The organism is Marinobacterium sp. NO-S09, assembly GCF_059179545.1.
In genome coordinates, this window is the sequence record NZ_CP168954.1 from 708,261 (window position 1) to 730,985 (window position 22,725).

Sequence of the window (22,725 nt, forward strand, 5' to 3'; positions counted from 1 at the left end):
ATGAGTTATCAAATCGATATTGGCCAGACACGCTATACCTTTGCGGATCTGAAAACCCTCATGGCCAAGGCAACGCCGTTACGCTCCGGTGATTGTCTGGCGGGGGTTGCGGCGGAAAACGCCAGTGAGCGAGTTGCGGCGCAGCAATGTCTGGCCGAGGTGCCGCTGAAGCGTTTTCTCAATGAGGTCCTGATCCCTTACGAGCAGGACGAAGTCACCCGGTTGATCCTTGATAGCCATGATGCCGAGGCTTTTGCCCCCGTCTCGCATCTGACGGTGGGGGATTTTCGCAACTGGCTGCTGTCGGACCTTGCCAGCACCGAGGCTTTAAAAGCCTTGGCACCGGGTCTGACACCGGAAATGGTCGCCGCCGTTTCCAAAATCATGCGCATTCAGGATTTGATTCTGGTGGCGCAGAAAACCGAGGTTGTGACCCGCTTCCGCAATACCATCGGTTTGCGAGGGCGCATGTCTACCCGTTTGCAGCCCAACCATCCCACCGACGATCCCGCCGGGGTTGCGGCCAGCCTGCTGGACGGTTTGCTCTACGCCAACGGTGATGCGGTGATCGGCATCAACCCGGCCACCGATAACTACCATGCCGTGACCCGTCTGATGAATCTGTTGGATGAAGTCATTCAGCGCTACGACATTCCGACACAGTCCTGCGTGCTGACCCATGTCACCACGCACCTGGAAGCGATCAACCGCGGTGCGCCGGTGGACCTGGTATTCCAATCGATCGCCGGTACTCAGGCAGCCAATGACAGCTTCGGCATCAGCCTGTCGATCCTGGATGAAGCACACAGGGCGGCGCTGGAGCTGGGGCGCGGCACCGTGGGCCAGAACGTGATGTATTTCGAAACCGGGCAGGGCAGCGCGTTGTCGGCCAATGCCCACCATGGCGTTGATCAGCAGACCTGCGAGACCCGTGCCTACGCGGTAGCGCGCCGTTTTGATCCGTTGCTGGTCAACACGGTGGTTGGTTTTATCGGCCCCGAGTACCTGTACGACGGCAAGCAGATTATCCGTGCAGGTCTGGAAGACCATTTCTGCGGCAAGCTGCTGGGGCTGCCGATGGGCTGTGATATCTGCTACACCAACCATGCCGAAGCGGATCAGGATGATATGGACATGCTGCTGACCCAGCTGGGTGTGGCGGGCATCAACTTCATCATGGGCATCCCCGGCTCCGACGACATCATGCTCAATTACCAGACCACCTCCTTTCACGATGCGCTCTATGTACGTGAGGTACTGAACAAGCCACCGGCACCGGAGTTCGCGGCCTGGCTGGAGAAAATGGGTATCTTCGGAACCGACAACCGCCTCGCCAGTGGCTCAACCCTGCCCCCGCCCTTTGCTCATCTTCAGGACAGATTGTGAGGTATGTCGGTGGATAAAAAATCTGTGGATACACATGCGTTCGTGACCTCAAACAGCTGGGCCAGTCTGCGTCGACATACCGATGCCCGCATCGGCCTTGGTCGCAGCGGTATCAGTCTGCCGACAGAGCCTCAACTGGAATTCCAGCAGGCGCATGCCCGTGCCCGTGATGCGGTGCATATTCCGCTGGACCTGACCCAGCTGGAATCGGACCTGGCAGCTGCCGGGCTGCAGAGTCTGCGTTTGCACAGCCAGGCAGAAGATCGTGCGACCTATTTGCAGCGTCCTGACAAGGGCCGCCGTCTGGATGCGGATTCGGCCGCAGCGTTAAAACAGTTCGGTGCCCGGCAGGCACCCGCGGATGCGACGATTGTGATTGCGGATGGTTTGTCCTCCACTGCGGTGCAGCGTCATGCGGTCCGGGTTGCAGCTGAAATTGACCAGCGCCTCGCCGCCGAAGGTCTGACTCGCACGCCGGTCTGCATCGTGCAGCAGGGGCGTGTGGCCGTGGGCGACGAAGTGGGCGAATTGCTGGGCAGCCGTGTGGTGATTCTGCTGGTCGGCGAACGGCCGGGACTGAGTTCGCCGGACAGCCTGGGCATCTACTACACCTACAGCCCGCGTGTGGGGCTGACTGATGCCGCCCGTAACTGCATCTCCAACGTACGTCCGGCCGGTATCTCGCCGGAAGATGCAGCAGACCGGTTGATGTGGCTGGTGACGGAGTCGTTGAAGCGCAAGCTCTCGGGTGTGGATTTGAAAGATGAATCCGGCGATGCCGAAGCGCTGGAAGGAGAGGGCCGACGCAATTTCCTGCTGGAATAACGCATCGGCCCGAAGCTGACCGGAACGGGGATGCTCCGGTCAGCATGTTCATCAGGCTGGTTGGGCAACCGGCTGATTACCACGCTCAGTCTGCAGCAGCGACTTGAGCATGGATACGCACATCAGGATCATCACCAGCGAGAACGGCAGAGCGCCGATCATCATCGCCTTCTGAATCGCACCCAGGCCGCCGGCCAGCAGCAGCGAACCGACCATCAGCGTCAGAATGACACCCCAGATCACCCGGTGCTTGGCCATGGCATCGCTGTTACCGCCGGCCATAATAGTGTTCAACACCAGTACGCCCGAGTCGGCTGAGGTCACCAGGTAGGTGATGATCAGCAGGATGGACGCCATCTTCACCACCTGCGCGACCACACCGGAATCGAGCAGATCGATGGTGACGAACAGCACCGATGCGATGTTGTCGCTGGCTGCCTGGGCAATGGCACCGCCTGCCTGGCCGTTCAGTTCCAGATCCAGCCCGGTGCCGCCGAGGAACGACATCCAGACAAAGCAGATCAGGCTTGGTACCAGAATACAGCCGCCGATGAATTCACGGATGGTACGGCCACGGGAAATCCGCGCCAGGAACAGACCCACGAAGGGGGCAAAGGCGATCCACCAGGCCCAGTACAGGATGGTCCAGCCGGTTTGCCAGGCACCCAGTTCGGTGCTGCTGTCCCACACCGAGAAGGTCAGCGGTATCAGATTCATGGTGTAGTCCATCACACTGGTGCCGAACAGGGCGGCACTGTAAAGGCTGGAACCGGCCAGCATGAAAAACGCCATCAAGCCGATGGAAAGGTAGATGTTCACCTGGCTGAGCCACTTCACACCGCGGGTCACACCGGTCAGGGCTGACACGGTGGAAAGCAGCATCACCAGCAACAGGGTGATGATCAGCGCGGTCGCCGTGGGTGCCCCCTCGGCATCGAGCAGCACGCCGGTATTGGCAATAAACTCCACACCTGCGACCAGCTGGGTAACACCCGCGCCCATGGTGGTGGCGACACCCAGAGTGGTGGCCACGACCGCCAGGATATCAATCACATGCCCCAGCGGGCCGTTCAGCTTGTCGCCGAACAGCGGGTGCAGGGTGGAGCGAATCGTCAGTGGCAGGCCCTTGCGGAAGGCAAAGTAGGCCATGCACAAGCCGGCGGAGACATAGACAGCCCAGGCGTGCAGGCCCCAGTGCAGCAGGGTGTAGCGCATGGCGCTGGGGACGGCAGCAGCGGTGCCGCCTTCCTGACCGGACTGGATCAGAGCCGGGTTGGACTGGAAGTGATACAGCGGCTCGCCGATGGAGTAGAACATCAGGCCGATGCCCATGCCGGCGCTGAACATCATGGCGAACCAGGAGAAAAAACTGAACTCCGGTGATTCATCATCCCGGCCCAGTCGCACCTTGCCAAAGCGGCTCAGCGCGAGGCCGAAGCAGAACATCAGAAACAACGCTACGGCGTAGATATAGTAGGTGTTGAATGTTTTCAGCAGCAGCCCGTTGAGGTCACTCAGGGTGCCTACGGCTGCTTCCGGAAACACAACGGCGTACAGCACAATCAGGGCGATGATGGCTTTACTGGCCAGCGTGACGAAGGGATTGAGACCGGCATAGAAACCGGCCTTGGACAGTCCGATCTGCATGCTGTTGGAGTGACTCATGGCTGCTCTCCCGTACGATTGGAATGGGAGCAGTCGTGAAGCACCGCGAAGGGATTGGGCGTGATGGTGTATGGAAGGATAACAGCCTCCTGTGAGCCGATTGATGAAACCGTAACGAACCTTCCCTGTCCGTTACGTCCGGAATAGCAGTGTCTGGGTTAGCGCAGCAGTTCGTCCTCGAAGGGGAAGCGTGACAGCACTTCGATGCCGGTATCGGTGACCAGCAGCTGGTCTTCCAGCTTGACCCCTTCACCCTGACCCTCGGCGCCGATATAGCTTTCGACACAGAGCGTCATGCCGGGCAGGATCTCGCCGTCATAGCCGGCATCCACATAGTCGGCATGGTGATAGAGATAGGGGTATTCGCCGGTCATGCCGACGCCGTGGGCCGACAGGTAATAGCGGTTGGCGTGGTACTGCTGCGGGATATTCCAGGCCTTGTCGGAATACTCCTTGAAGGTCATGCCGGGGCGGATGATGTCGATGTTGTGCTGCACCTGTTCATAGGCCAGTTTGTACAGCGTGCGCTGCGCTTCCGAAGGCTTGCCCGGCCCTGCATGGAAGGTGCGGGAGAAGTCGGAATAGTAGCCGTGACAACCCACCACATCCGTATCCAGCGCGATCAGCTCGTTGTCGCCGATCGCCTTGGTGGCACACTCCTGAAACCAGGGGTTGGTGCGGGCACCCGAACTGAGCAGGCGGGTTTCGCAGTAATCGCCGTTGCCGGCAATGACGGATTGGTGCAGCACTGACCAGAGTTCGTTTTCCGTGATGCCGGGGCGAATCGCTTCGCGCATTTTGCCGACAGCGCGTTCGGTCATGCGCAGTGAAGCGATCACGCACTTCAGTTCTTCATCGGATTTGATTGCTCGCGCCATCTCGATTGGCTCCTGGGCGTCTACAATATCAAACCCCAGCTCGGCCATGGCGATGGCGGTGCCGGCGTTCATGCGCTCCAGACCGAGGCGGGCACGCTTGCCGGTCAGCGAGGTAATCAGCTCACCCATCTCTTTGGCCCAGGCACGTTCACGGTTGTGAATATCCTGGCCGGCGGCGACAAAGCTGGCCGTCGAGGATGCGCGCACCTCATCGATGGTTTCAAAATCTTCGCCCAGATGGGCGCAGCCGGTGAATTCGAACAGAATGGTTTTGGCGGGCGTCACCAGCAGATACCGCGAAGGCGTATTGCGGGAGCAGAACACCTGCATGTTGCGGGCACCGCAGGTGTAACGGATATTGACCGGATCGGAAATGATCATGGCATCAATATCGCGTTTCGCCATTTCTCCACGTACACGGCCGAGGCGATACTGGCGCACGGCCTTGAGGTCGATACCTGCGCTTTCGGGCGCCTGATCCAGCAATTGCAGGCCAGACAGGTCGGAACGTTCAGAGTGCCAATCGAGAACAGTCATTAATCAAACTCACCAACAGATAGAATCACCGACACCCGAAAACCGCCTCGCTGCCGACAGCAGCAGGGGTGAAAATGCCGATTAAAGTGAGCAGGGATTATAATTTTGATAACCTGAAACGAATATCCGTTAATATTTCATCAAAATAGATAACTACAGGTTATGAAAAGCCTCAGGCATCGTTTGCCCTCACCGAACAGTTTGCTGGTCTTTGAAGCCGCCGGGCGGACACTGAACTTCACCCGCGCGGCGGAAGAATTACACGTTTCCCAGGCGGCCATCAGCAAGCAGGTGAAGTACCTGGAAGACTATCTGGAATGCGAGCTGTTCGAGCGCACCGGTCGCAAGGTAGCCCTGACCTCCATGGGCAAGCAGCTGCACCAGAAAGTCAGTGCCTCGTTCAACTATCTGGCCGGGGCGGTGGAGGAACTGACCGATACCGATGACCAGCCCGTGCTGACACTGGCGGCCAATACGGCGGTGTCGCACTACTGGCTGGGTGCGGCCATCAGCGCCTATCAGCAGCGTCATCCGCAGCAGGAATTGAATATCCGTGTGGTCACCTCAGACACCACCGAAGATCTCTTTGCCGAAGAGATCAACATTGCCATCGCCTATGAGCCGGGGCTCAGATCGGACTGGCAAATGGAGCTATTGTTTGCGGAGGAACTCTACCCGGTAACCAGCCCTGACTACCTGCAGCGTCACCCCTTTGACGGTACCCGCCCCGAGGCGTTATTGACGCACAAGCTGCTGGATTTCGAGCAGATAGAGCCCAACTGGATCAACTGGAAGGTCTGGCTGGATGCGCTGGATATCGACCCGACCGGGCTGGATGTCAGCAGCCTGTTCAATAACTACATCATGCTGATCGACGCCGCCAAGCGGGGCCAGGGCGTTGCCCTGGGCAGCCGTTACCTTCTGGATGACAAGCTCGCCAGAGGTGATCTGGTGCGGGTGGGCCAGACCAGCATGAAATCCGGTCGCAACTACTGGATCGCGCTGAACAACTCCCGCCCGCTCAGTCGCAAGGTGTTGGCGGTGTATGACTTCCTGCGCAAGTTCACCCCTGTCTGATGGTCTTCAAAAATAGGGTTTGAACACCATCAGTCCCACCACGGCGAGCATGGCGAAAAACGCCGGCACACCCAGCCAGAACCAGTAGCGGCTGTAGCGATGGTAGCTGTCCGGCAGCGGCGCGTTATCGGCAGCGGCCTGGCGCGATAGTGCCTTCATCCGCAGCTGCAACCAGACCACAGGCAACCAGCACAGGCCCGCCAGCAGATATAGAGCGAAGGTCAGCATCACCCAGGGGGTAGTGATCGGCAGGCCGATGACCCAGAGCATCGCCACCCCGGTCAGCGGTTGGATCAGAATGGTCGGAGTGGTGAACAGCCAGTCGGCCAGCACTACCAACCGATCGGTTTCAGCAATGGCGGTAACCTGTCCACCTCGGTAACTCATGTATTTGTAAAAAGCGCTGCCCAGACCGGTGCCGAACAGCAGAAAAGCGCTGAGGATATGGGCGGATTTCAGGACAAGATAGATACTCATGGTGCGTCTCCTTCGCGAACGTACAGCATCAGACTGGCGGCGATCAGTGGCAGGTTTTTACTGATGGGGCCAAAAGGATGGAGCCAGAATTCGGGCAGGCAAAAGCTGAGAATCAGACTATATCCGAGCATCATGGCGACCTGGATCAGCAGCACGCGTCGAAGCCGATAATTCAGCAGCAGCGCCAACCCAAGCAGGGTATCCAGTAGTGCAGCAGCGTAGAGGGCGATGGGCAAAGCCATGCCAGACAAACTCACTGCACTGAGCATCTGATAGCTATCACTCACCGGATACCAGAAGGCAGAAGTCAGCCCGGTCCAGATCCACATGAAGGCCAAGCTCAGGCGCAGCAGTGGCCACAGAAAAAAGAGCCTGGCCTGCTGGCGCTCGGCAGGACGGGCAGGTGTTTGCTCGATGCTGTGCTCAAAGGACTGGGGCGTAAATCCAAACGCCAGCACAAAGAGTTCTACCGGTGCGGCATTCCCCCGTTGCAGCATCTGCAGGCTCTCCGCATCCACCGGCAGGCGGCTGAAAGGCGCACACACACGGGCGCCTGACTGGGCGAGGGTGAAGGGGACTCGCACTGATGGAGCGGTGGCTTTACCCAACCACTGGCGCCAGCCGCTTAGCCAGTCTTTGAAACACAGGGCCGTGGGGCCGACACAATCGATCAGTTGCCGAGAGGGCGACTCGTTTGTCAGAGCGGTCAGCACTGCTTTGACTAGATCATCAATATGAATCGGCTGCACCGGCTGCTGGCCGTCACCGATCAGGAGTGTCACAGGCAAGGCAGCCAAACCTGCGAATAGCGCACTGCTGGCAGAGCCGGGTCCGTACACCAGTGAAGGCCTGAGGATCAGCCAGTCCAGTGGCTGCTTGGCCAGAAAGTCATCGGCTTCCCGCTTGCTCAGGTGGTAGGCGGTTTCGGCCTGTTCATCCGCACCCAGTGCCGAAATCTGAATGACACGGGTGATGCCCTTTTGAGCACAGGCGCCGAACAAGGCCTTGGGTGCCAGTGTATGCAGGGCGTTAAAACGTTGGCCCGAACCTTCCCGAATAATGCCCACCGCATTAATGACGGCATCCATGCCGCTCAGCTGGGAAAGCCAGTCCTCGGGGCTCAGGTCTTGTGAAAAATCACAGGGGAAAAAGTCCAGGCAGGGCAAGTCAGGACGCCGACGGGAGCAGGCGACCACCTCGTGGCCCTCTGCCAGCAATGCGCGGTGCAGGTGTTGGCCAATAAAACCGGTGGCGCCGGTCAGCAATACACGCATGAGATACCTCCAGTGCAGATCCGTTGCGTGGTGGTTTTTGTTATTTCTGTCAAAACAGAAATGAACGGGTAAATTTTTTTACTTTCCCATCAGGCTCTGTACGCGGGCACCCAGTTTCATCAGTTTGATCAGTGTGTTGCGGTCGACCGACTTCATCTGGCCATACCACCCGATCAGCTGTTCCAGAAACTCAAGGGTATCGTCGATACGGGCTTGTACCTCGGCGGGTGTTTCGCTGTCGTCCTTGCCTTCAACCGAGCAGCTGCGCAGGGTGGTCAGCGTCGGGTCCAGCTCGCGTTGCTTGCGGCCTTCCATGATTGTCATGAAAATATCCCAGACATCCTGCTGGGAGGCGAAATAATCACGCCGGTCGCCCAGCTTCTGAGAGGTGTGAACCAGCCCCCAGGACTGCAGCTCGCGCAGACTGGTGCTCACATTGGAACGGGCCACGCCCAGTGTCTCGGTAATGGTCTCGGCCGTCAGCGGTTCGCCTGCCAGATACAGCAGCGCATGAATCTGCGCCACGGTACGGTTCACCCCCCAGCGAGAGCCCATCTCACCCCAGTGAAGAATAAAGGTTTGCATGGTCGGGCTGAGCTGCATGATGGTGCCTTTCATTTATTTCTGTTATTACAGAAATTAGTGCAAGCGCTGCATTCCGTCAATGTCGGTTATGCACAATTGCATAAAAGTAGCCAAAATGAGTGGACAGCCAGACTGATTGATGGCATTAATTAGACGGTCGTCTAATTAATTGTGGCCGCAGGCCGTTTGCTCAACCCGCAGGAGGATCTATGTTCAAGGCTATCGTACTCGACAAGGTGGAAGATCAGCAGACCGTTGCATTCAAGGAGCTGGACGAAGCTCAGCTGCCTGAGGGTGACGTGACGGTCCGGGTCGCTTACACCACCATGAATTACAAGGATGCTCTGGCGCTGACCGGCAGTGCACCCATCGCCAAATCCTATCCGATGGTACCGGGCATCGATTTTGCCGGCGTGGTGGAAAGCTCTGACAATCCTGACTACAAACCGGGTGACCAGGTAGTCCTGAACGGCTGGGGTGTGGGCGAGAAGCACTGGGGTGGCCTGTCGGAGAAGGTCCGCGTCCCGGGTGACTGGCTGGTGCCGTTGCAGGAACCCTTTACCCCGCGTCAGGCAATGGGGTTGGGGACCGCTGGCTATACCGCCATGCTCTGCGTGCTGGCGTTGGAAAAACAGGGCGTGAAACCGGAAGATGGCCCGATTCTGGTGACCGGCGCAGCCGGTGGTGTGGGCAGTGTAGCCGTGGCTGTATTGGCGAAGCTGGGCTACGAAGTGGCCGCTATGACAGGTCGCTCCGAAGAAGCCGATTTCCTCAAAATGCTGGGCGCCTCCAGCATCGTTGACCGTGCCGAGTACAGCGAAAAAGGCCGTCCGCTGGCGAAAGAGCAGTGGGCCGGTGCCATTGATGTTGCTGGTGGCCAGGTGTTGGCCAATGTCTGTGCCGCGATGAAATACCGCGGTGTGGTTGCAGCCTGTGGCCTGGCGGCCGGTATGGGCTTTCCGGCCACAGTCGCGCCGTTCATCCTGCGTGGTGTGACGCTGGTGGGTGTGGATAGCGTGATGGCACCCAAGGCTGATCGTCTGGAAGCCTGGCAGCGTCTGGCCGCCGATCTGGATATCAGCAAGCTGGAGCAGCTGGTCACCGACGTGCCCTTCGATCAGGTCATCGAGCAGGCGCCGCTGATGATGAAAGGTCAGATTCGTGGTCGCATTGTTGTACCGGTATCCGGCGAATAAGCTGAAAATAATAAACAGGGAGTGATCGTAATGAGTGAAGCCAAGCAGCATGCTATCAGCCGTTTTCCGGTGCCGGAGTTATCCGAAATGCCGGAGGATATTCGCGAGCGAATTCTGGCGGTGCAGGAAAAGGCCGGCTTTGTGCCGAATGTATTCCTGGTATTGGCCCACCGCCCGGACGAGTTCCGTGCGTTTTTTGCCTATCATGATGCCTTGATGGATAAGCCGGGCAACCTGACCCAGGCAGAGCGTGAAATGATCGTCGTGGCCACCAGCAATCTGAACCAGTGTCAGTACTGTGTAGTGGCGCATGGTGCCATTTTGCGAGTCCGTGCCAAGGACCCGCTGATTGCTGACCAGGTTGCCGTGAACTATCGCAAGGCTGATATCAGTGACCGCCAGAAAGCGATGCTGGATTTCGCTGTGAAGGTCTCCATGCAGGCTTACGCAGTGAGTGAAGAGGACTTTGCGACTTTGAAAAGTCACGGCTTCGACGAAGGCGATATCTGGGACATCGCCGGTATCGCGTCTTTCTTCGGCCTATCCAATCGTATGGCCAACGTGACCAGCATGCGACCCAACGATGAATTTTATAACCTTGGCCGTCAGCCGCGCTGAGTTTCATCTAAGAGTGCTATCCAGGAGGCGTCATGCCTCCTGGTAGCATTATTCAGAGATGCAAATGCGACAGCTTAAGCATCGATCTTTCTTAAAATTTAAAAAATGTCTTTAAATAGAATCGTTATTATCGCGTGTGTGTGCAATTCGCATAAAAACGCGCAAAAGTAATAAAACACAGTCGTGGCTAGGCCTGATCGCTCTTGAGTATCCTTTGATCAATACGAATGGATTACTGCAAGAAATGATCGGATGCCACCATGAACCGTACCTATCGAGTTATCTGGAATGTCGCCAAAGGTGTTTGGCAAGCAGTGGGAGAAAGCGCGCGCAGTCAGGCTAAGGGACGCTCCCAACGAACAACCTCGGGCAGAGGGTTAACGCGCCTGATACCCGCCGGCAGTCTGGTGCTATTTGCCTTACCCGCGCTGGCAACGGACTTACCCAGCGGTGGACAGGTTGTCGGAGGCTCGGGGCGTTTTGAGCAGAGCGGCAATCAACTCGTCATTGAGCAGGACAGCCAAAACCTGGCCATTGAATGGGACAGCTTTTCCATTGGCGAAGGCCAAAGCGTCGAGTTTGTGCAGCCCAACAGCGATGCTGCCGCCCTGAACCGGGTGACCGGTGATCAAGTCTCCAACATTCGTGGTGCCCTCACCGCCAATGGCCGCGTTTTTCTGGTTAACCCCAACGGGGTCCATTTCTCCAAAACCGCACAAGTGGATGTGGGTGCACTGGTGGCCTCCACGCTCGATATCTCCACTGAAGATTTCATGGCGGGCAACTACTCCTTCGAGGGCAGCAGCGGTAACGCCGTGATCAACGCCGGGCGAATCACCAGTGCGGACGGGGGCTATGTGGCCATGATCGCGGCGCACATCATCAACACTGGCAGTATCACCACACCCCAGGGCAGCACCCTGATGGGGGCGGGCAACAGGGTCACGCTGGACTTGGGGGGCCCGGTCAAGATTGAAGTTGAAGAAGCCCGGCTGGACACCTACATCGAACAGGGCGGCGCCATTCGGGCCAATGGCGGTTTGGTCTATTTGACGGCCAAAGCCGCCAACGAACTCACCAGCAGCGTGATCAACCACACCGGCATAACCGAAGCAAAAACCCTGGCCAGCAATGCACAGGGCGAAATCTTCCTGATGGGGGATATGAACAGCGGTCGCGTTGAGGTGGCGGGGACGCTGGATGCATCTGCCCCGGCTGAGTTGAATCCCGCAGGTGGCGATGGCGGCTTTGTGGAAACCTCAGCGGCGCATGTGGAAGTAGAAAAAGGCACTGTTGTCACCACTCTTGCTGATGATGGCAAAACCGGTGAGTGGCTGATCGATCCAACTGATATCGTTGTCGAGGCAGGCGGTGCTGAACTGGATAACCTGGCAACCACAAATCTCACGGTCGATACCAGCTCCGGTGAAGCCGATGAAGGCAATATTACCATCAATACTGATATCAACTGGACAGCCGCGACTACCCTGACTTTGCGTGCGGACAACGATGTCTCCATTAACGGCAACGTCAATGGTGCCGCCGGTTCGCTGGAGTTGGATGCAGTCGGTGATGTTGAGGTTACGGGTGATATCACGCTTGATACGTTTGACATGTTCAGCGGCAACTGGATCCAGATTGGTCCCAGCCTCCCCACCCTCAACGTCAACGACTTCCGCCTGAAAGAAAACAGCGCCAGCTTCCTGCGCGTGCTGGGCGGGGATGGCAGTACGTCCCCGTACCAGATCTTTGATGTATACGGCCTCCAGGGAGTGGAATCCCAAAGCCTGCTGGGTAGCGACTTTGTGCTGGCCAACGACATTGATGCCAGTGGCACTGTGAACTGGCATGCGGGTGCGGGTTTTGATCCGATTGGTACTTGGGCACCGGCGGGGTGTGGCACGGGCACCTGTTTTACTGGCAACTTTGACGGCCAGGGACATGAAATCAGTGGCCTCATCATTGATCGTGGTGGGGAGGCGCAAGTCGGTTTATTTGGCGTAACAGACGTCTCAGCAATCGTGACGGGCGTGGGTCTGGTGGGCGCCGATATAACAGGTCTGCGCCAAGTCGGAGGGCTGGTTGGTTTAAACTGGGGGACGATCAGCCAAAGCTATATCAGCGGTACGACGGGTATCAGTGGCGACATTGGTGTCGGTGGTTTAGTCGGGCAAAACAACGGGGATCTTCGCCAAAGTTATGCCTCGGTATCTGTGACCGTAACAGGAGGCGGTGAGGTTGGTGGACTGGTGGGCCAGAGTAAGGGGTCGGTCAGAGAGAGCTACGCCACGGGGACTGTAAGTGGGAGCTCCGCGGTAGGCGGGCTGGTGGGCATGAATGGCGGTTCGGTCACATCGAACTTCTTCGCAACGACCGACGCTGATGGGAACCCGATCAATAGCGGCCTGAACGGTATTGGAGATGATAACTTCAGCGGAACTGGTACCGACGCAGGCGCAGCCCCCAAAACCCTGGCCGAACTGCAAACCCTGTCCACCTTCACCGGCGCAGGCTGGGATATCGATGCCGAGGGTGGCACCGGCAGTGTCTGGCGCCTCTATGAAGGCTCCACCACCCCATTGCTCCGGACCTTCCTGACCGCGCTGGAAGTGCTACCGGAGTATGATGGTAGCGGTGCCCATCAAGGTGACATTGGTGCAGCCGAAGGCGATGCACTCAACGATCCTTTGATTTCCGACACCCGAACCGATGGTGCCCTGACGCTTACTGGCAGCAGCAATGCCGGGGAATATCTGGCCAGTCTGGATCTGGACGGTCTTTACTCCGGCCAGCAGGGGTACGATCTGATCGCGGGTGAGCGCACCATCATCGACAGCAACGTCACCAATGCCGGTGATATCGCCCTGACCAACGGCGTGAGTTGGGACAACGGCACCTTATACATCGACACCGCAGGGAGCATCACCAACATCGGCGCTATCGACGGTGGCACCGGCAGTGTATTTGATCTGGTGGCGGGCAACTGGCAGCAAACCGGCGCCAGCCTGCCCGTTTTCACCGTCAACGACTTCCGCCTGAAAGAAGACACCGCCACCTTCCTGCGGGTGCTCGCGGGCGACGGGACTACCTCTGCCTATCAGATCTTCGACGTGTACGGCCTGCAGGGCATGGAATCCCAAAGTCTGCTGGGCAGTGATTTTGTTCTGGCCAACGATATTGATGCCAGCGGCACCGTGAACTGGCATGCCGGGGCGGGTTTTGATCCGATTGGAGATTTTGCCCTTGGCTGTGGCCCCTGCTTTACCGGTGATTTGGATGGACAAGGCCATGTCATTGATGGGCTGAACATCACGAGGCCTGGTCAGCACTATGTAGGGTTGTTTGGTGTGGCTGCAGAGTCCTCCAGCCTGCATGATTTTGGTCTTACCCAAGTCAAGATTGCAGGTTACCGATATGTAGGGAGTGTAGTGGGCATTGGCATTTCATCGGGTGGTGAATTCAAAGTGACGAATGTTTCTGCCCAAGGTGAAGTCGAGGGGGAGCGTAATGTTGGCGGTTTGGTCGGTGTTTTGAGCGATATGGACGGTGGGGTCGTTCTTATAGATCAAAGCTATGCTGATGTGAGTGTATCCAGTACAGAAAACTATTCAGGTGGCCTGGTTGGACAAAGCCTTGGTTCTATCAGTCAGAGTTATGCATCTGGCGATGTATCCGGGGTAGCTGAGGTTGGTGGCCTGGTTGGGCAAAGTGGTGAAGACAGCCTGATTAGCCAAAGCTATGCAATTGGTACTGTGAGTGGTAGCGAGCGTGTAGGCGGCCTGGTTGGGGAGAGCTTTTCTGATATCAGCCAAAGTTATGCTACTGGTGAAGTGACAGGCGGCCCTCAGGTAGGCGGCTTGGTAGGGCTGAATAACAACACCATCAGCCAAAGCTATGCAACCGGCGAGGTCAGCGGTAGCGGCCGTGTTGGCGGCTTGGTGGGTATGAACAATGGTGATATCAACCAAAGTTATGCTATTGGTACCGTAAACAGTAGCGGCCTTAAGGGTGGTCTGATTGGGGAGAATTGGGGAGCTATTGCAGACAGTTTCTGGAATACCGATGCTGTTGCGGGTGGTATTGGTAATAGTGGACCTGGTAGCGATGCTGCTAACACCAGCGGCAAAACCCTGATGGAACTGCAAACCCTGTCCACCTTCACCGGCGAGGGCTGGGATATCGACGCCGAGGGCGGCACTGGCAGCGTCTGGCGCATCTATGATGGCTACACCACGCCGTTGCTCCGAACCTTCCTGACCGCGCTGGAAGTGCTGCCAGAGTATGACGGCAGCGGTACCCATCAAACCTATATTGGTGCAGCCGATGGCGATGCACTCAACGATCCTTTGATTTCCGGCACCCGAACCGATGGCGCTCTGACGCTAACCGGCAGCAGCAATGCCGGTGAAAATCTGGCCAGTCTGGATCTGGACGGTCTTTATTCCGGCCAGCAAGGGTACGACCTGATCGCGGGTGAGCGCACCATCACCGACAGCAACGTCACCAATGCCGGTGATATCGCCCTGACCAACGGCGTCAGTTGGGGCAACGGTACGCTGTTTATCAATACCACCGGCAACATCACCAACATCGGCGCTATCGACGGTGGAGAGGGCAGCGTGTTCGAGCTGGTCGCAGGAAACTGGGAACAGAACGATGCCAACTTGCCTGTCTTTAATGTTAACGACTTCCGCCTGAAAGAAGACACCGCCAGCTTCCTGCGTGTGCTGGACGGGGATGGCAGTGCAGCTGCCGAGTACCAGATCTTCGATGTGTACGGCCTGCAAGGGATTGAATCTCACAGTTTGCTGGGCAGCGACTTTGTGCTGGCCAACGACATCGACGCAAGCAGCACCGTGAACTGGCATGCCGGGGCGGGGTTTGATCCGATTGGGGATTTCAATATCGTCAGTTTCGGAGGCAGTTTTGATGGCCAGTGGCATGAGATTCGTGACCTCTCCATTGATCGTGGTGGCGAGGATTATATCGGTCTATTTGGTGCCGCGGCCGCCACGACTACTTTGACGAATGTGGGCTTGGTGGACGGCTCGATAAACGGTAAAAGTATCGTTGGAGGGCTGGTTGGATATAACTTGGGCGTGATCCATCAAAGCTATGTCAGTGGGGCGGGAAGCGTTAGCGGTGAAGGCTTTCTCGGTGGCCTGGTCGGACTCAATGGGGGAACGATCGACCAGAGCTATGTCATGGTCGCTGTGACTGGGTCGGATACTGACGTTGGAGGCCTGGTTGGCCAGAATCAGCGTTCTGTCAGCAAGAGCTACGCGACGGGGACGGTTACTGGGACAGTGCACGTAGGAGGCCTGATCGGGAGTCATGGTTTCGGATCGGTAATCAGCAACTTCTTCGCGACCACGGATGCGAATGGCAATCCCATCAATGCGGGTCGGATGGGTATCGGGTTCGATCCCGATATTATTTACGGATCAAACGCCGGAGCAACCCCCAAAACACTGGCAGAACTGCAAACCCTGTCCACCTTCACAGACGAAGGCTGGGATATTGATGCCGAGGGTGCTTCTGGCAGTGTCTGGCGGATCTATGAAGGCTACACTACACCGCTGCTGCGAGCCTTCCTTACTCCTTTGACCGTCAGAGCGGGCAGTAAGACCTACAACGGCAGTTATCAATTCGCCAGTTGGGCTGCAGATGGGGGGCATGATGCTAGCCTGATATTGGGGCAGGTAACGGGTGGTGGCACAAATGCCGGCACCTATAGCGCCGACTTGGCCGGCCTTTACTCAACCCAGCAGGGCTATGATCTGACCAATACCGGCGGAAGTTTCGCCATCACCCCGCGCCCCGTGAGCGTGGTGGCAGACGACCAGTCCAAGCGGCGCGGAAATGCTGATCCGGCTTTGACCTACCAAACCGGATGCGGTGCGCTGACAACGGACTGTGGTCTGGTCGCTGGTGAGAGTCTTGTCGGCGATTTGTCCCGCGAATCGGGTGAGGCAGAAGGCAGCTATGCCATTCAGCAAGGTGATCTGACCGATGCCAACAACCCCAACTACGCCATCGATTTTACCGATGGTGAACTGGTTGTGACTGCACCGCCGCCAACACCAGAACCTGAGCCGGAGCCTGAGCCTGAGCCTGAGCCTGAGCCTGAGCCTGAGCCTGAGCCTGAGCCTGAGCCTGAGCCTGAGCCTGAGCCTGAGCCTGAGCCTGAGCCTGAACCTGAGCCTGAGCCTGAGCCTGAGCCTGAGCCCGAGCCCGAGCCCGAGCCCGAGCCCGAGCCCGAGCCCGAGCCCGAGCCCGAGCCCGAGCCCGAGCCCGAGCCCGAGCCGGAACCCGAGCCGGAACCCGAGCCGGAACCCGAGCCCGAACCGGAACCCGAGATGGCTGATTATCAGTCAGGATCAGCGATTGATGCACTTAAACAGCAGCCACAGAAGCGTCCGGGTGCCCAGTTGCAACCGGTTTCACAGCAGTTGGAACTGAACGTTGAAAGTACAGGCATCCGTTTACCAGCAGCTATTCAAGGGCAGGACTGATGGAGTACAGGGACGTAATGATGACTATTTTGAACAGAAAGCCAGCGTTGAATCGTCCAGTCGGGATGTCCCCTTCACTCCTGCTGGTACTGGCTGTGCCAACCGCACAGGTGTGGGCGCAGGTACCCCCGGATGCCGGGCAAGTGCTGCAACAGAGCCAGCCCTTTGTGCAGGCACCGTTGGCGCCCTCGGTGGTGCTGGACCTGGAAGGTGAACCGCTGACCGAAGGCGAATCCGGCGGCCAAACCGTGAATCTGAATGGCGTGACCTTTACGGGCAACACACGTTTCTCTGAGGCTGAATTGCTTCAGGTATTGGGTGAAGCGCTGGCTCAGCCGCAGGACCTTGCCGGCTTGCGCCATCTGGCCAATCAAATCAGCCGCCACTACCGTGAACAGGGCTACCCCTTTGCCCGTGCTTTTCTACCGGCCCAGTCGCTGGCGGATGGCCTGTTACAGATTGAGATTGTGGAAGGGCGCTATGGGCGTGTGGCTGTCACTGGCGACGAAGGAGAAGTGGCCGCCGTCGCGCAGCCTTATATTGCGCCTTTGTCGTCGGACAGCCTGATAGAGTCTGCCATTCTGGAACGGCAAATGCTGCTGCTGGGGGACTTGCCCGGCATGGAGGTTATGCCGGTCATGAGACCCGGCGAAGAGGTCGGTCAAGGTGATCTTGAGGTCCGTGTTCAGGCTCGAGAGCGGGTGGATGCCTGGGTCGGCGCGGATAACCACGGCAGCCGCTTCTCCGGTGCCTATCGGGGGCGCTTCGGTGCCAATGTCTATCGCCTGTTGACCCCCGGCGATCAGCTAAGCCTGACCGCACTCTACTCCAGTGAAGAGACCTGGCTGGGCAGCCTGGAATACAGCTTGCCGCTGGGCGGCCTGGGTTGGCGGGGCGACGTCAGCTATGCCGTCACTGACTATACGCTGGGCAAGGGCTTTGAAGGCTATACCGGTACGGCTGAAGTCTATCGGTTGGGTGCACGTTACCCACTGGTGCGGCGTCAGCAGGCCAATCTGTCGTTGAGCCTGCATTATCAGTACAAGGACCTTAGCGACAAAATTGATTTTGCCGCGTATCGCAAGGCTACCCAGAGCCATGCCCTACCAGTAGCGCTGCAGTTTGATCGCCGTGATGGCCTGGGCTTGGGCGGTGTCACCTACGGCAACCTGGTGCTGACTCCGGGTATGCTGGATCAGTCATTGAAAGCGGGGCCGGATGATGACTACTCCTTCACAAGTTTGAGGCTGAATCTGGCACGGATGCAGGCCTTGGGCCAGGGCCTGGAGCTGTTTGGACGCCTTGATGCCCAGTGGGCCAATCGTGATGATCTGGATGGCTCGGAGAGCTTCTCGTTGGGTGGCCCCAATGGGGTTCGGGCGTTTCCAAACGGGGAAGGGTCAGACAGTCGAGGCTGGCTGGCGCAAGTGGAACTGCGTTATCGAGCCGGTGCGGGCTGGACGCCTTATCTGTTTTACGAGCAGGGATACACCCCCGACGGTGGCGTGGATGAGGGCGATGACCGTTCCCTATCCGGTGCCGGCCTGGGTGTGCGTTACCGGCGTGCAGGGTTCAGCTTTAACCTGAGCAGTGCCTGGGAGCTGAGCGGCGGTGATGCTCTGTCTGATGATCGGCAGCGCAGCCCCAGAGTGTGGGCGACGGCGATTTACCGGTTTTAATCCGATAGCCGGATGAATGACGCTCCTAAGGGGGCGTCGGTTGCTTCAGTATATTGAAAAAGCCGTCGGCAAAACGCTGTAAGGGGCCTGCGGATGCTTCCAGTTTCGCCCTGAGCACAGCGCCTTCCCAGCCGGTCCAGAACCATTCTGCCAATTGATCGGCATCCTGCTGGGGAGATATTTCACCCAGTGTTTGCGCTTCTTTCAGGCACGCCGCCGTGCGGTTTTGCCAATCGTTGAACACCGCTTGAAGCTGTGTCCGGAAGGATTCGGGCAATAAACTCATCTCCTGTCCCAGGTTGCCTATCAGGCAGCCCCTGCGAAACTGATACCTTGCCATGCCCTCGGAGGCGTCTTCGACAAAACGCTGGAGTCGCTCAAGCGGTGTAAACGCGGTATCCAGCAGAAAGCGGTCGAGCTTGCGCGCAAAATACTGCCCGTAAGCACGAATCAACTCCTGGCCGAATTCTTCCTTGCTTTTGAAATAGTGATAGAAGGACCCCTTGGGGACACCCACCGAGCGCAGTATCTCGTCGATGCCGACGGAGCTGTAACCCTTCTCGGTCAGCATGGCCAGGCCTGACTGAATCAGTTCGCCACGCACTTCGTCATAAGGGCGTGCACTGTGTTTGGGCGGGCGGCCACGGCGGCGGGGACGGTCGGGTGTGTGGATGCTCATAAAGACTCGTCTGAGAACAACTGCCTGAATTATCGGAATAATTAGACCGGGTGTCTAGTTTTTGCGCAGCTGAAAGGCCAGTTGGCTGTAGGAAGGAAAAGGCAGGCCCAAACAGGGCCTGCGAAATGTCATCAGACCTTCACGGCTGCTATCACGGATACTTCAACCAGCAGCTCCGGGCTGGCCATGCGTGCTTCTACGCAGGCACGTGCCGGGGCATGGCCTTCAGGTACCCAGGCATCCCAAACAGCGTTCATGGCGGCAAAATCCTTCATGTCGCGCACGTAAACAGTGGCGGACAGAATGTGTTCGCGGTCGCTGTTGACCGATTTCAACAGAGCATCGACCTTGGCCAGCATGGTTTCAGTCTGCCCGGTGATGTCGGCGGTGCGGTCTTCGGCAACCTGTCCACACAGATAAACAGTGTTGTTGTGGACAACGGCGCGGCTCATGCGTGTTGCGGTTTCATGGCGCGTAATGGACATGGATGGTTCCTGTTAGTTTTGACAATTACTTGTGTAGATCTGCCAGCTCACCCAATGTGAGTGGCTTGATCGGCATGCGTATTTGGTAGTAACCGACTTCCTCGACAGGAACGCTGCGGTGCTCAGCAATTACCTGGGAAACGGTCAGTCCACACAGGCGACCTTGGCAAGGGCCCATGCCACTGCGGCAGAAAGCCTTGGTTTGGTTCGGACCTCGGCAGCCTTCGTCCACCATCTGGCGCAGTTCTCCGGCGCTGACCTCTTCACAGCGGCAGACCAGTGTCTCATCCGAGGGAGAGAGAAAGCTGCGTGCCGGTTGGTAGAGCGCATCCAGGAAGGGGCGAATAGCTCGCTCTTTGCTCAGGTTTTGCAGGATTGGCCCTGCCTGCTCATCCCGTTGGGTAGTGCTCAAGCGTTTCAACTGGCGGGCCACTTCCAGCGCCACCAGCGTACCGGCCTGCTCGGCCGCCTTGGCACCGGCAATGCCGGCACTGTCACCGGAGATAAACACTCCTTCGCGGGAGGTTTCGCCCCAGTCGTTGGTCACCGGATGCCAGCACTGCTGCAGTTCGTGCCAGCGGTGTTCCAGCCCCAGTGCACGGCTGAGCTGCACATTGGGTACTACGCCCTGATGGACCAACAATGACTGCGCCGTGAGGCGGTGGGTTGCATTCTCGGCATGGAACTGAACCTGGTGCAGGCGGCCCTCTTCATTGGCCAGCGCCCGCAGGTCCGATACTTGTGTGAAGCGCTTGATACCGGACTGCTTGAGTTCACGCAAAAGGCCCAAACCTTTCCACAACAGGGGAAGATTGCGCAGGGCACCCGGCAAATAAGGCAGGGCATTCAGATGGCGGCCTGCAGGTGTGGTGTCCAGCACTGCTTCAATCTCAACACCGGCACGGTGAAGCTGAGCCGCGATCAAAAGTAGCAGGGGACCACTGCCTGCCAATACCAGTGGCTGTGACGGCACCAAGCCACTGGATTTGAGCAGAATCTGGGAGGCGCCGCATGTCATCACGCCTGGCAATGTCCATCCCGGAAACGGCACGGGGCGTTCCTGAGCGCCAGTGGCCAAGAGTATCCGCCGGGCGCGAATCCGCATGCTGCCCTCGGGGCTGGATGCACACAGAGTCTGGCCTTCATCCAGTGCCCAGACCGTAGTGCCGGAGCGGTAATCGATACCCGCATGATCCAGATCGCGCACCAGTGTTTCGCCATGGTAATAGTCTGGACCCAGAATACGGCGGTCCTCGGGTGCCGGGCGGTGGATGCTGCGGTAGATCTGGCCGCCCGGTGCCGGTTGCTCGTCCAGCAGGACGACGCTCAGGTCCTGTGCGGCGGCGGTGCGTGCCGCCGCCATGCCCGCCGGGCCTGCGCCCACGATGGCGAGATCATAAGACTGCGTGTTCATGACTGACTGTCCTCATGGGTAACCGGCTCGGCATGTCGCGCACCCTGCTGGCGGCGAATCTTCATGCCGGGGCGTACTTCTGTCATACAGCCCTGCACATTTTCCTGATCGTCAATTTCCAGCAGACACTCGAAGCAGACACCCATCATGCAATAGGGGGCTCTTGGGCTGTTGTTGACCGGGGTTGAGCGCGAGGGTATCAGTCCGGCCGCCAGAACGGCTGCGGCCGCGCTGTCACCGGCGCGCACCTGAATCGGCTGGCCATCCACTTCGACCTCGACCCATTCGGTTGCCCCGGTCTCGATGCGAAGAAACTCAGAAGCGTTGGGCATTGAACACCTCCAGAGGCAGGTCGGTTTGATCGGTTGCAATCCAGTCGGCCAGCGGGCCTTCATGAAATGCGCCCAGTGTTACGCCGCTGTGGCAAGTCACCAAATAGGCGCCTGGGTATTGTTCGGACGCCTGATACAAGGGGTAGCCATCGGCGGTCATGATGCGCAGGGCGCCCCAGGCGCGGACCATACGCAGGTCGCGCAGAATCGGGAACATCCGTGTGGCGCGGTCGGCAATCTGCGCCATTACTTCGGTGGTGGTGCCGCTGTCGAAGCCTACGTCTTCCTTGGAATCGCCGACCTGAATCGTGCCTTCTCCGGTCTGGCGCACGTGCCCCGTGGGGTAGTGCAGGAAGGGGCGCACCCGTTCCGCGATGAGTACCTGACCCCGGTTCGGAAACACCGGCGCGTCCAGGCCAACCATTGGGGCCAGCTGCCGGTTCCCCAGACCAGCGCTGAGCACCACTTTCTGACACTGCCATTCACCCTCGGGGGTCTGGATTTTGAATCCCTGATTGAGTGGGGTAATCGAATCCACTCGGCCGCTGTTGGCAATCTGGCCGCCGTGCTTGAGGAACGCCTCGGTCAGCGCACGCATCAGCTTTAGTGGATTCACATGTCCGTCTTCCGGGCACCAGGTGGCACCAGCCACCTCCGGCCCGGCTTCAGGGATGAATTCGTGTACCTGTTGCAGGTCTAGCCGTTCAAAGGGATAGTCGCCTCCGGCTGCTTCTCGCATGCGCAACAACATGGCTTCACGGTCGGCCACTTCCTGTTCGGTCAGTGACAGGTAGAGTCCGCCGCGCTGTTGAAGCTCAACGTCGATACCCGTTTCTTCGCGCAAGCGGCTGGCCAGATCGGACCAGCGCCGTGCCGACAGACGTGAGATCTGCGCATACTCGGGCAGGGTGTCGCCCTTGCCCTGTACCCAGACCAGACCGAAGTTGCCGCGGGACGCCCGCAGTGCCACGTCAGCCTCATCGAGGATGGTGACGTTCAGGCCGTGCCGCTGCAGTCCCAGAGCGGTTGCCAGCCCTACCAGGCCGCCTCCGATCAGGCAAAGGTCTGCTGTGCGGGCACTGTGATGAGTTGCCTGCATGGAT

17 protein-coding genes are annotated in these 22,725 nt (G+C 58.3%); 7 read left to right on the plus strand and 10 right to left on the minus strand.

The window, feature by feature from the left end; genetic code table 11:
* Together O3C79_RS03475 and eutC are read left to right on the plus strand one after the other, a co-directional pair.
* Positions 1–1,386, plus strand: coding sequence for an ethanolamine ammonia-lyase subunit EutB (locus O3C79_RS03475; RefSeq protein ID WP_494384813.1), 1,386 nt, complete (start codon positions 1–3; stop codon positions 1,384–1,386).
* Positions 1,387–1,389: 3 nt separating this feature from the next.
* Positions 1,390–2,211 carry an ethanolamine ammonia-lyase subunit EutC gene (gene eutC, locus O3C79_RS03480; protein WP_494384814.1) on the plus strand — a complete coding sequence of 274 codons (822 nt, stop codon included), beginning with the start codon at positions 1,390–1,392 and terminating at the stop codon, positions 2,209–2,211.
* A gap of 51 nt (positions 2,212–2,262) precedes the next feature.
* On the opposite strand, the gene O3C79_RS03485 is transcribed toward eutC, so the two are convergent.
* Both O3C79_RS03485 and O3C79_RS03490 read right to left on the minus strand, forming a co-directional pair.
* Positions 2,263–3,876 (minus strand): BCCT family transporter, encoded by a 1,614-nt coding sequence (locus O3C79_RS03485; protein WP_494384815.1) that lies wholly within the window; start codon positions 3,874–3,876, stop codon positions 2,263–2,265.
* A 158-nt stretch (positions 3,877–4,034) separates the two neighbouring features.
* Positions 4,035–5,291, minus strand: coding sequence for a M24 family metallopeptidase (locus O3C79_RS03490; protein ID WP_494384816.1), 1,257 nt, complete (start codon positions 5,289–5,291; stop codon positions 4,035–4,037).
* 162 nt (positions 5,292–5,453) lie between these two features.
* Between O3C79_RS03490 and O3C79_RS03495 the strand changes: the two genes are divergently transcribed.
* A complete protein-coding gene (locus O3C79_RS03495) occupies positions 5,454–6,368 on the plus strand; it encodes a LysR substrate-binding domain-containing protein (protein ID WP_010324793.1) in 915 nt (304 codons plus the stop codon).
* Positions 6,369–6,374: 6 nt separating this feature from the next.
* Here O3C79_RS03495 and O3C79_RS03500 read toward each other — a convergent pair whose 3' ends face one another.
* The 3 genes from O3C79_RS03500 to O3C79_RS03510 all read right to left on the minus strand — a co-directional run bounded on the left by O3C79_RS03500 (position 6,375) and on the right by O3C79_RS03510 (position 8,737).
* Positions 6,375–6,845, minus strand: a complete 471-nt coding sequence (locus O3C79_RS03500; protein ID WP_494384817.1) for a DUF2269 family protein — start codon at positions 6,843–6,845, stop codon at positions 6,375–6,377.
* The gene (locus O3C79_RS03505; protein ID WP_494384818.1) at positions 6,842–8,119 is read right to left on the minus strand and encodes an NAD(P)H-binding protein; all 1,278 of its coding nucleotides are present in this window, start codon (positions 8,117–8,119) and stop codon (positions 6,842–6,844) included. The genes O3C79_RS03500 and O3C79_RS03505 overlap by 4 nt, the downstream gene beginning before the upstream one ends.
* A gap of 78 nt (positions 8,120–8,197) precedes the next feature.
* The gene (locus tag O3C79_RS03510; protein ID WP_494384819.1) at positions 8,198–8,737 is read right to left on the minus strand and encodes a GbsR/MarR family transcriptional regulator; all 540 of its coding nucleotides are present in this window, start codon (positions 8,735–8,737) and stop codon (positions 8,198–8,200) included.
* Positions 8,738–8,913: 176 nt separating this feature from the next.
* Between O3C79_RS03510 and acuI the strand changes: the two genes are divergently transcribed.
* The 4 genes from acuI to O3C79_RS03530 all read left to right on the plus strand — a co-directional run bounded on the left by acuI (position 8,914) and on the right by O3C79_RS03530 (position 18,712).
* Positions 8,914–9,900, plus strand: a complete 987-nt coding sequence (acuI, locus tag O3C79_RS03515) for an acrylyl-CoA reductase (NADPH) (protein WP_494384820.1) — start codon at positions 8,914–8,916, stop codon at positions 9,898–9,900.
* A gap of 30 nt (positions 9,901–9,930) precedes the next feature.
* A complete protein-coding gene (locus O3C79_RS03520) occupies positions 9,931–10,518 on the plus strand; it encodes a peroxidase-related enzyme (RefSeq protein WP_494384821.1) in 588 nt (195 codons plus the stop codon).
* A gap of 260 nt (positions 10,519–10,778) precedes the next feature.
* The gene (locus O3C79_RS03525) at positions 10,779–17,033 is read left to right on the plus strand and encodes a two-partner secretion domain-containing protein (RefSeq protein ID WP_494384822.1); all 6,255 of its coding nucleotides are present in this window, start codon (positions 10,779–10,781) and stop codon (positions 17,031–17,033) included.
* A 65-nt stretch (positions 17,034–17,098) separates the two neighbouring features.
* On the plus strand, positions 17,099–18,712 hold the full coding sequence (locus O3C79_RS03530) for a ShlB/FhaC/HecB family hemolysin secretion/activation protein (protein WP_494384823.1): 1,614 nt from the start codon (positions 17,099–17,101) through the stop codon (positions 18,710–18,712).
* Positions 18,713–18,737: 25 nt separating this feature from the next.
* Here O3C79_RS03530 and acuR read toward each other — a convergent pair whose 3' ends face one another.
* The 5 genes from acuR to O3C79_RS03555 all read right to left on the minus strand — a co-directional run bounded on the left by acuR (position 18,738) and on the right by O3C79_RS03555 (position 22,721).
* Positions 18,738–19,391: an acrylate utilization transcriptional regulator AcuR gene (gene acuR, locus O3C79_RS03535; RefSeq protein ID WP_010324784.1), complete on the minus strand. Its 654-nt coding sequence runs from the start codon at positions 19,389–19,391 to the stop codon at positions 18,738–18,740.
* Between the two features lie 131 nt (positions 19,392–19,522).
* Positions 19,523–19,876 (minus strand): RidA family protein, encoded by a 354-nt coding sequence (locus O3C79_RS03540; protein WP_010324783.1) that lies wholly within the window; start codon positions 19,874–19,876, stop codon positions 19,523–19,525.
* Positions 19,877–19,901: 25 nt separating this feature from the next.
* Complete coding sequence (locus tag O3C79_RS03545) at positions 19,902–21,290, minus strand: FAD/NAD(P)-dependent oxidoreductase (RefSeq protein WP_494384824.1); 1,389 nt, start codon at positions 21,288–21,290, stop codon at positions 19,902–19,904.
* Positions 21,287–21,622 carry a (2Fe-2S)-binding protein gene (locus tag O3C79_RS03550; protein ID WP_010324781.1) on the minus strand — a complete coding sequence of 112 codons (336 nt, stop codon included), beginning with the start codon at positions 21,620–21,622 and terminating at the stop codon, positions 21,287–21,289. Before O3C79_RS03550 ends, O3C79_RS03545 begins: the two co-directional genes overlap by 4 nt.
* Complete coding sequence (locus tag O3C79_RS03555; protein ID WP_494384825.1) at positions 21,606–22,721, minus strand: NAD(P)/FAD-dependent oxidoreductase; 1,116 nt, start codon at positions 22,719–22,721, stop codon at positions 21,606–21,608. The genes O3C79_RS03550 and O3C79_RS03555 overlap by 17 nt, the downstream gene beginning before the upstream one ends.
* Between the last annotated feature and the right edge of the window lie 4 nt (positions 22,722–22,725).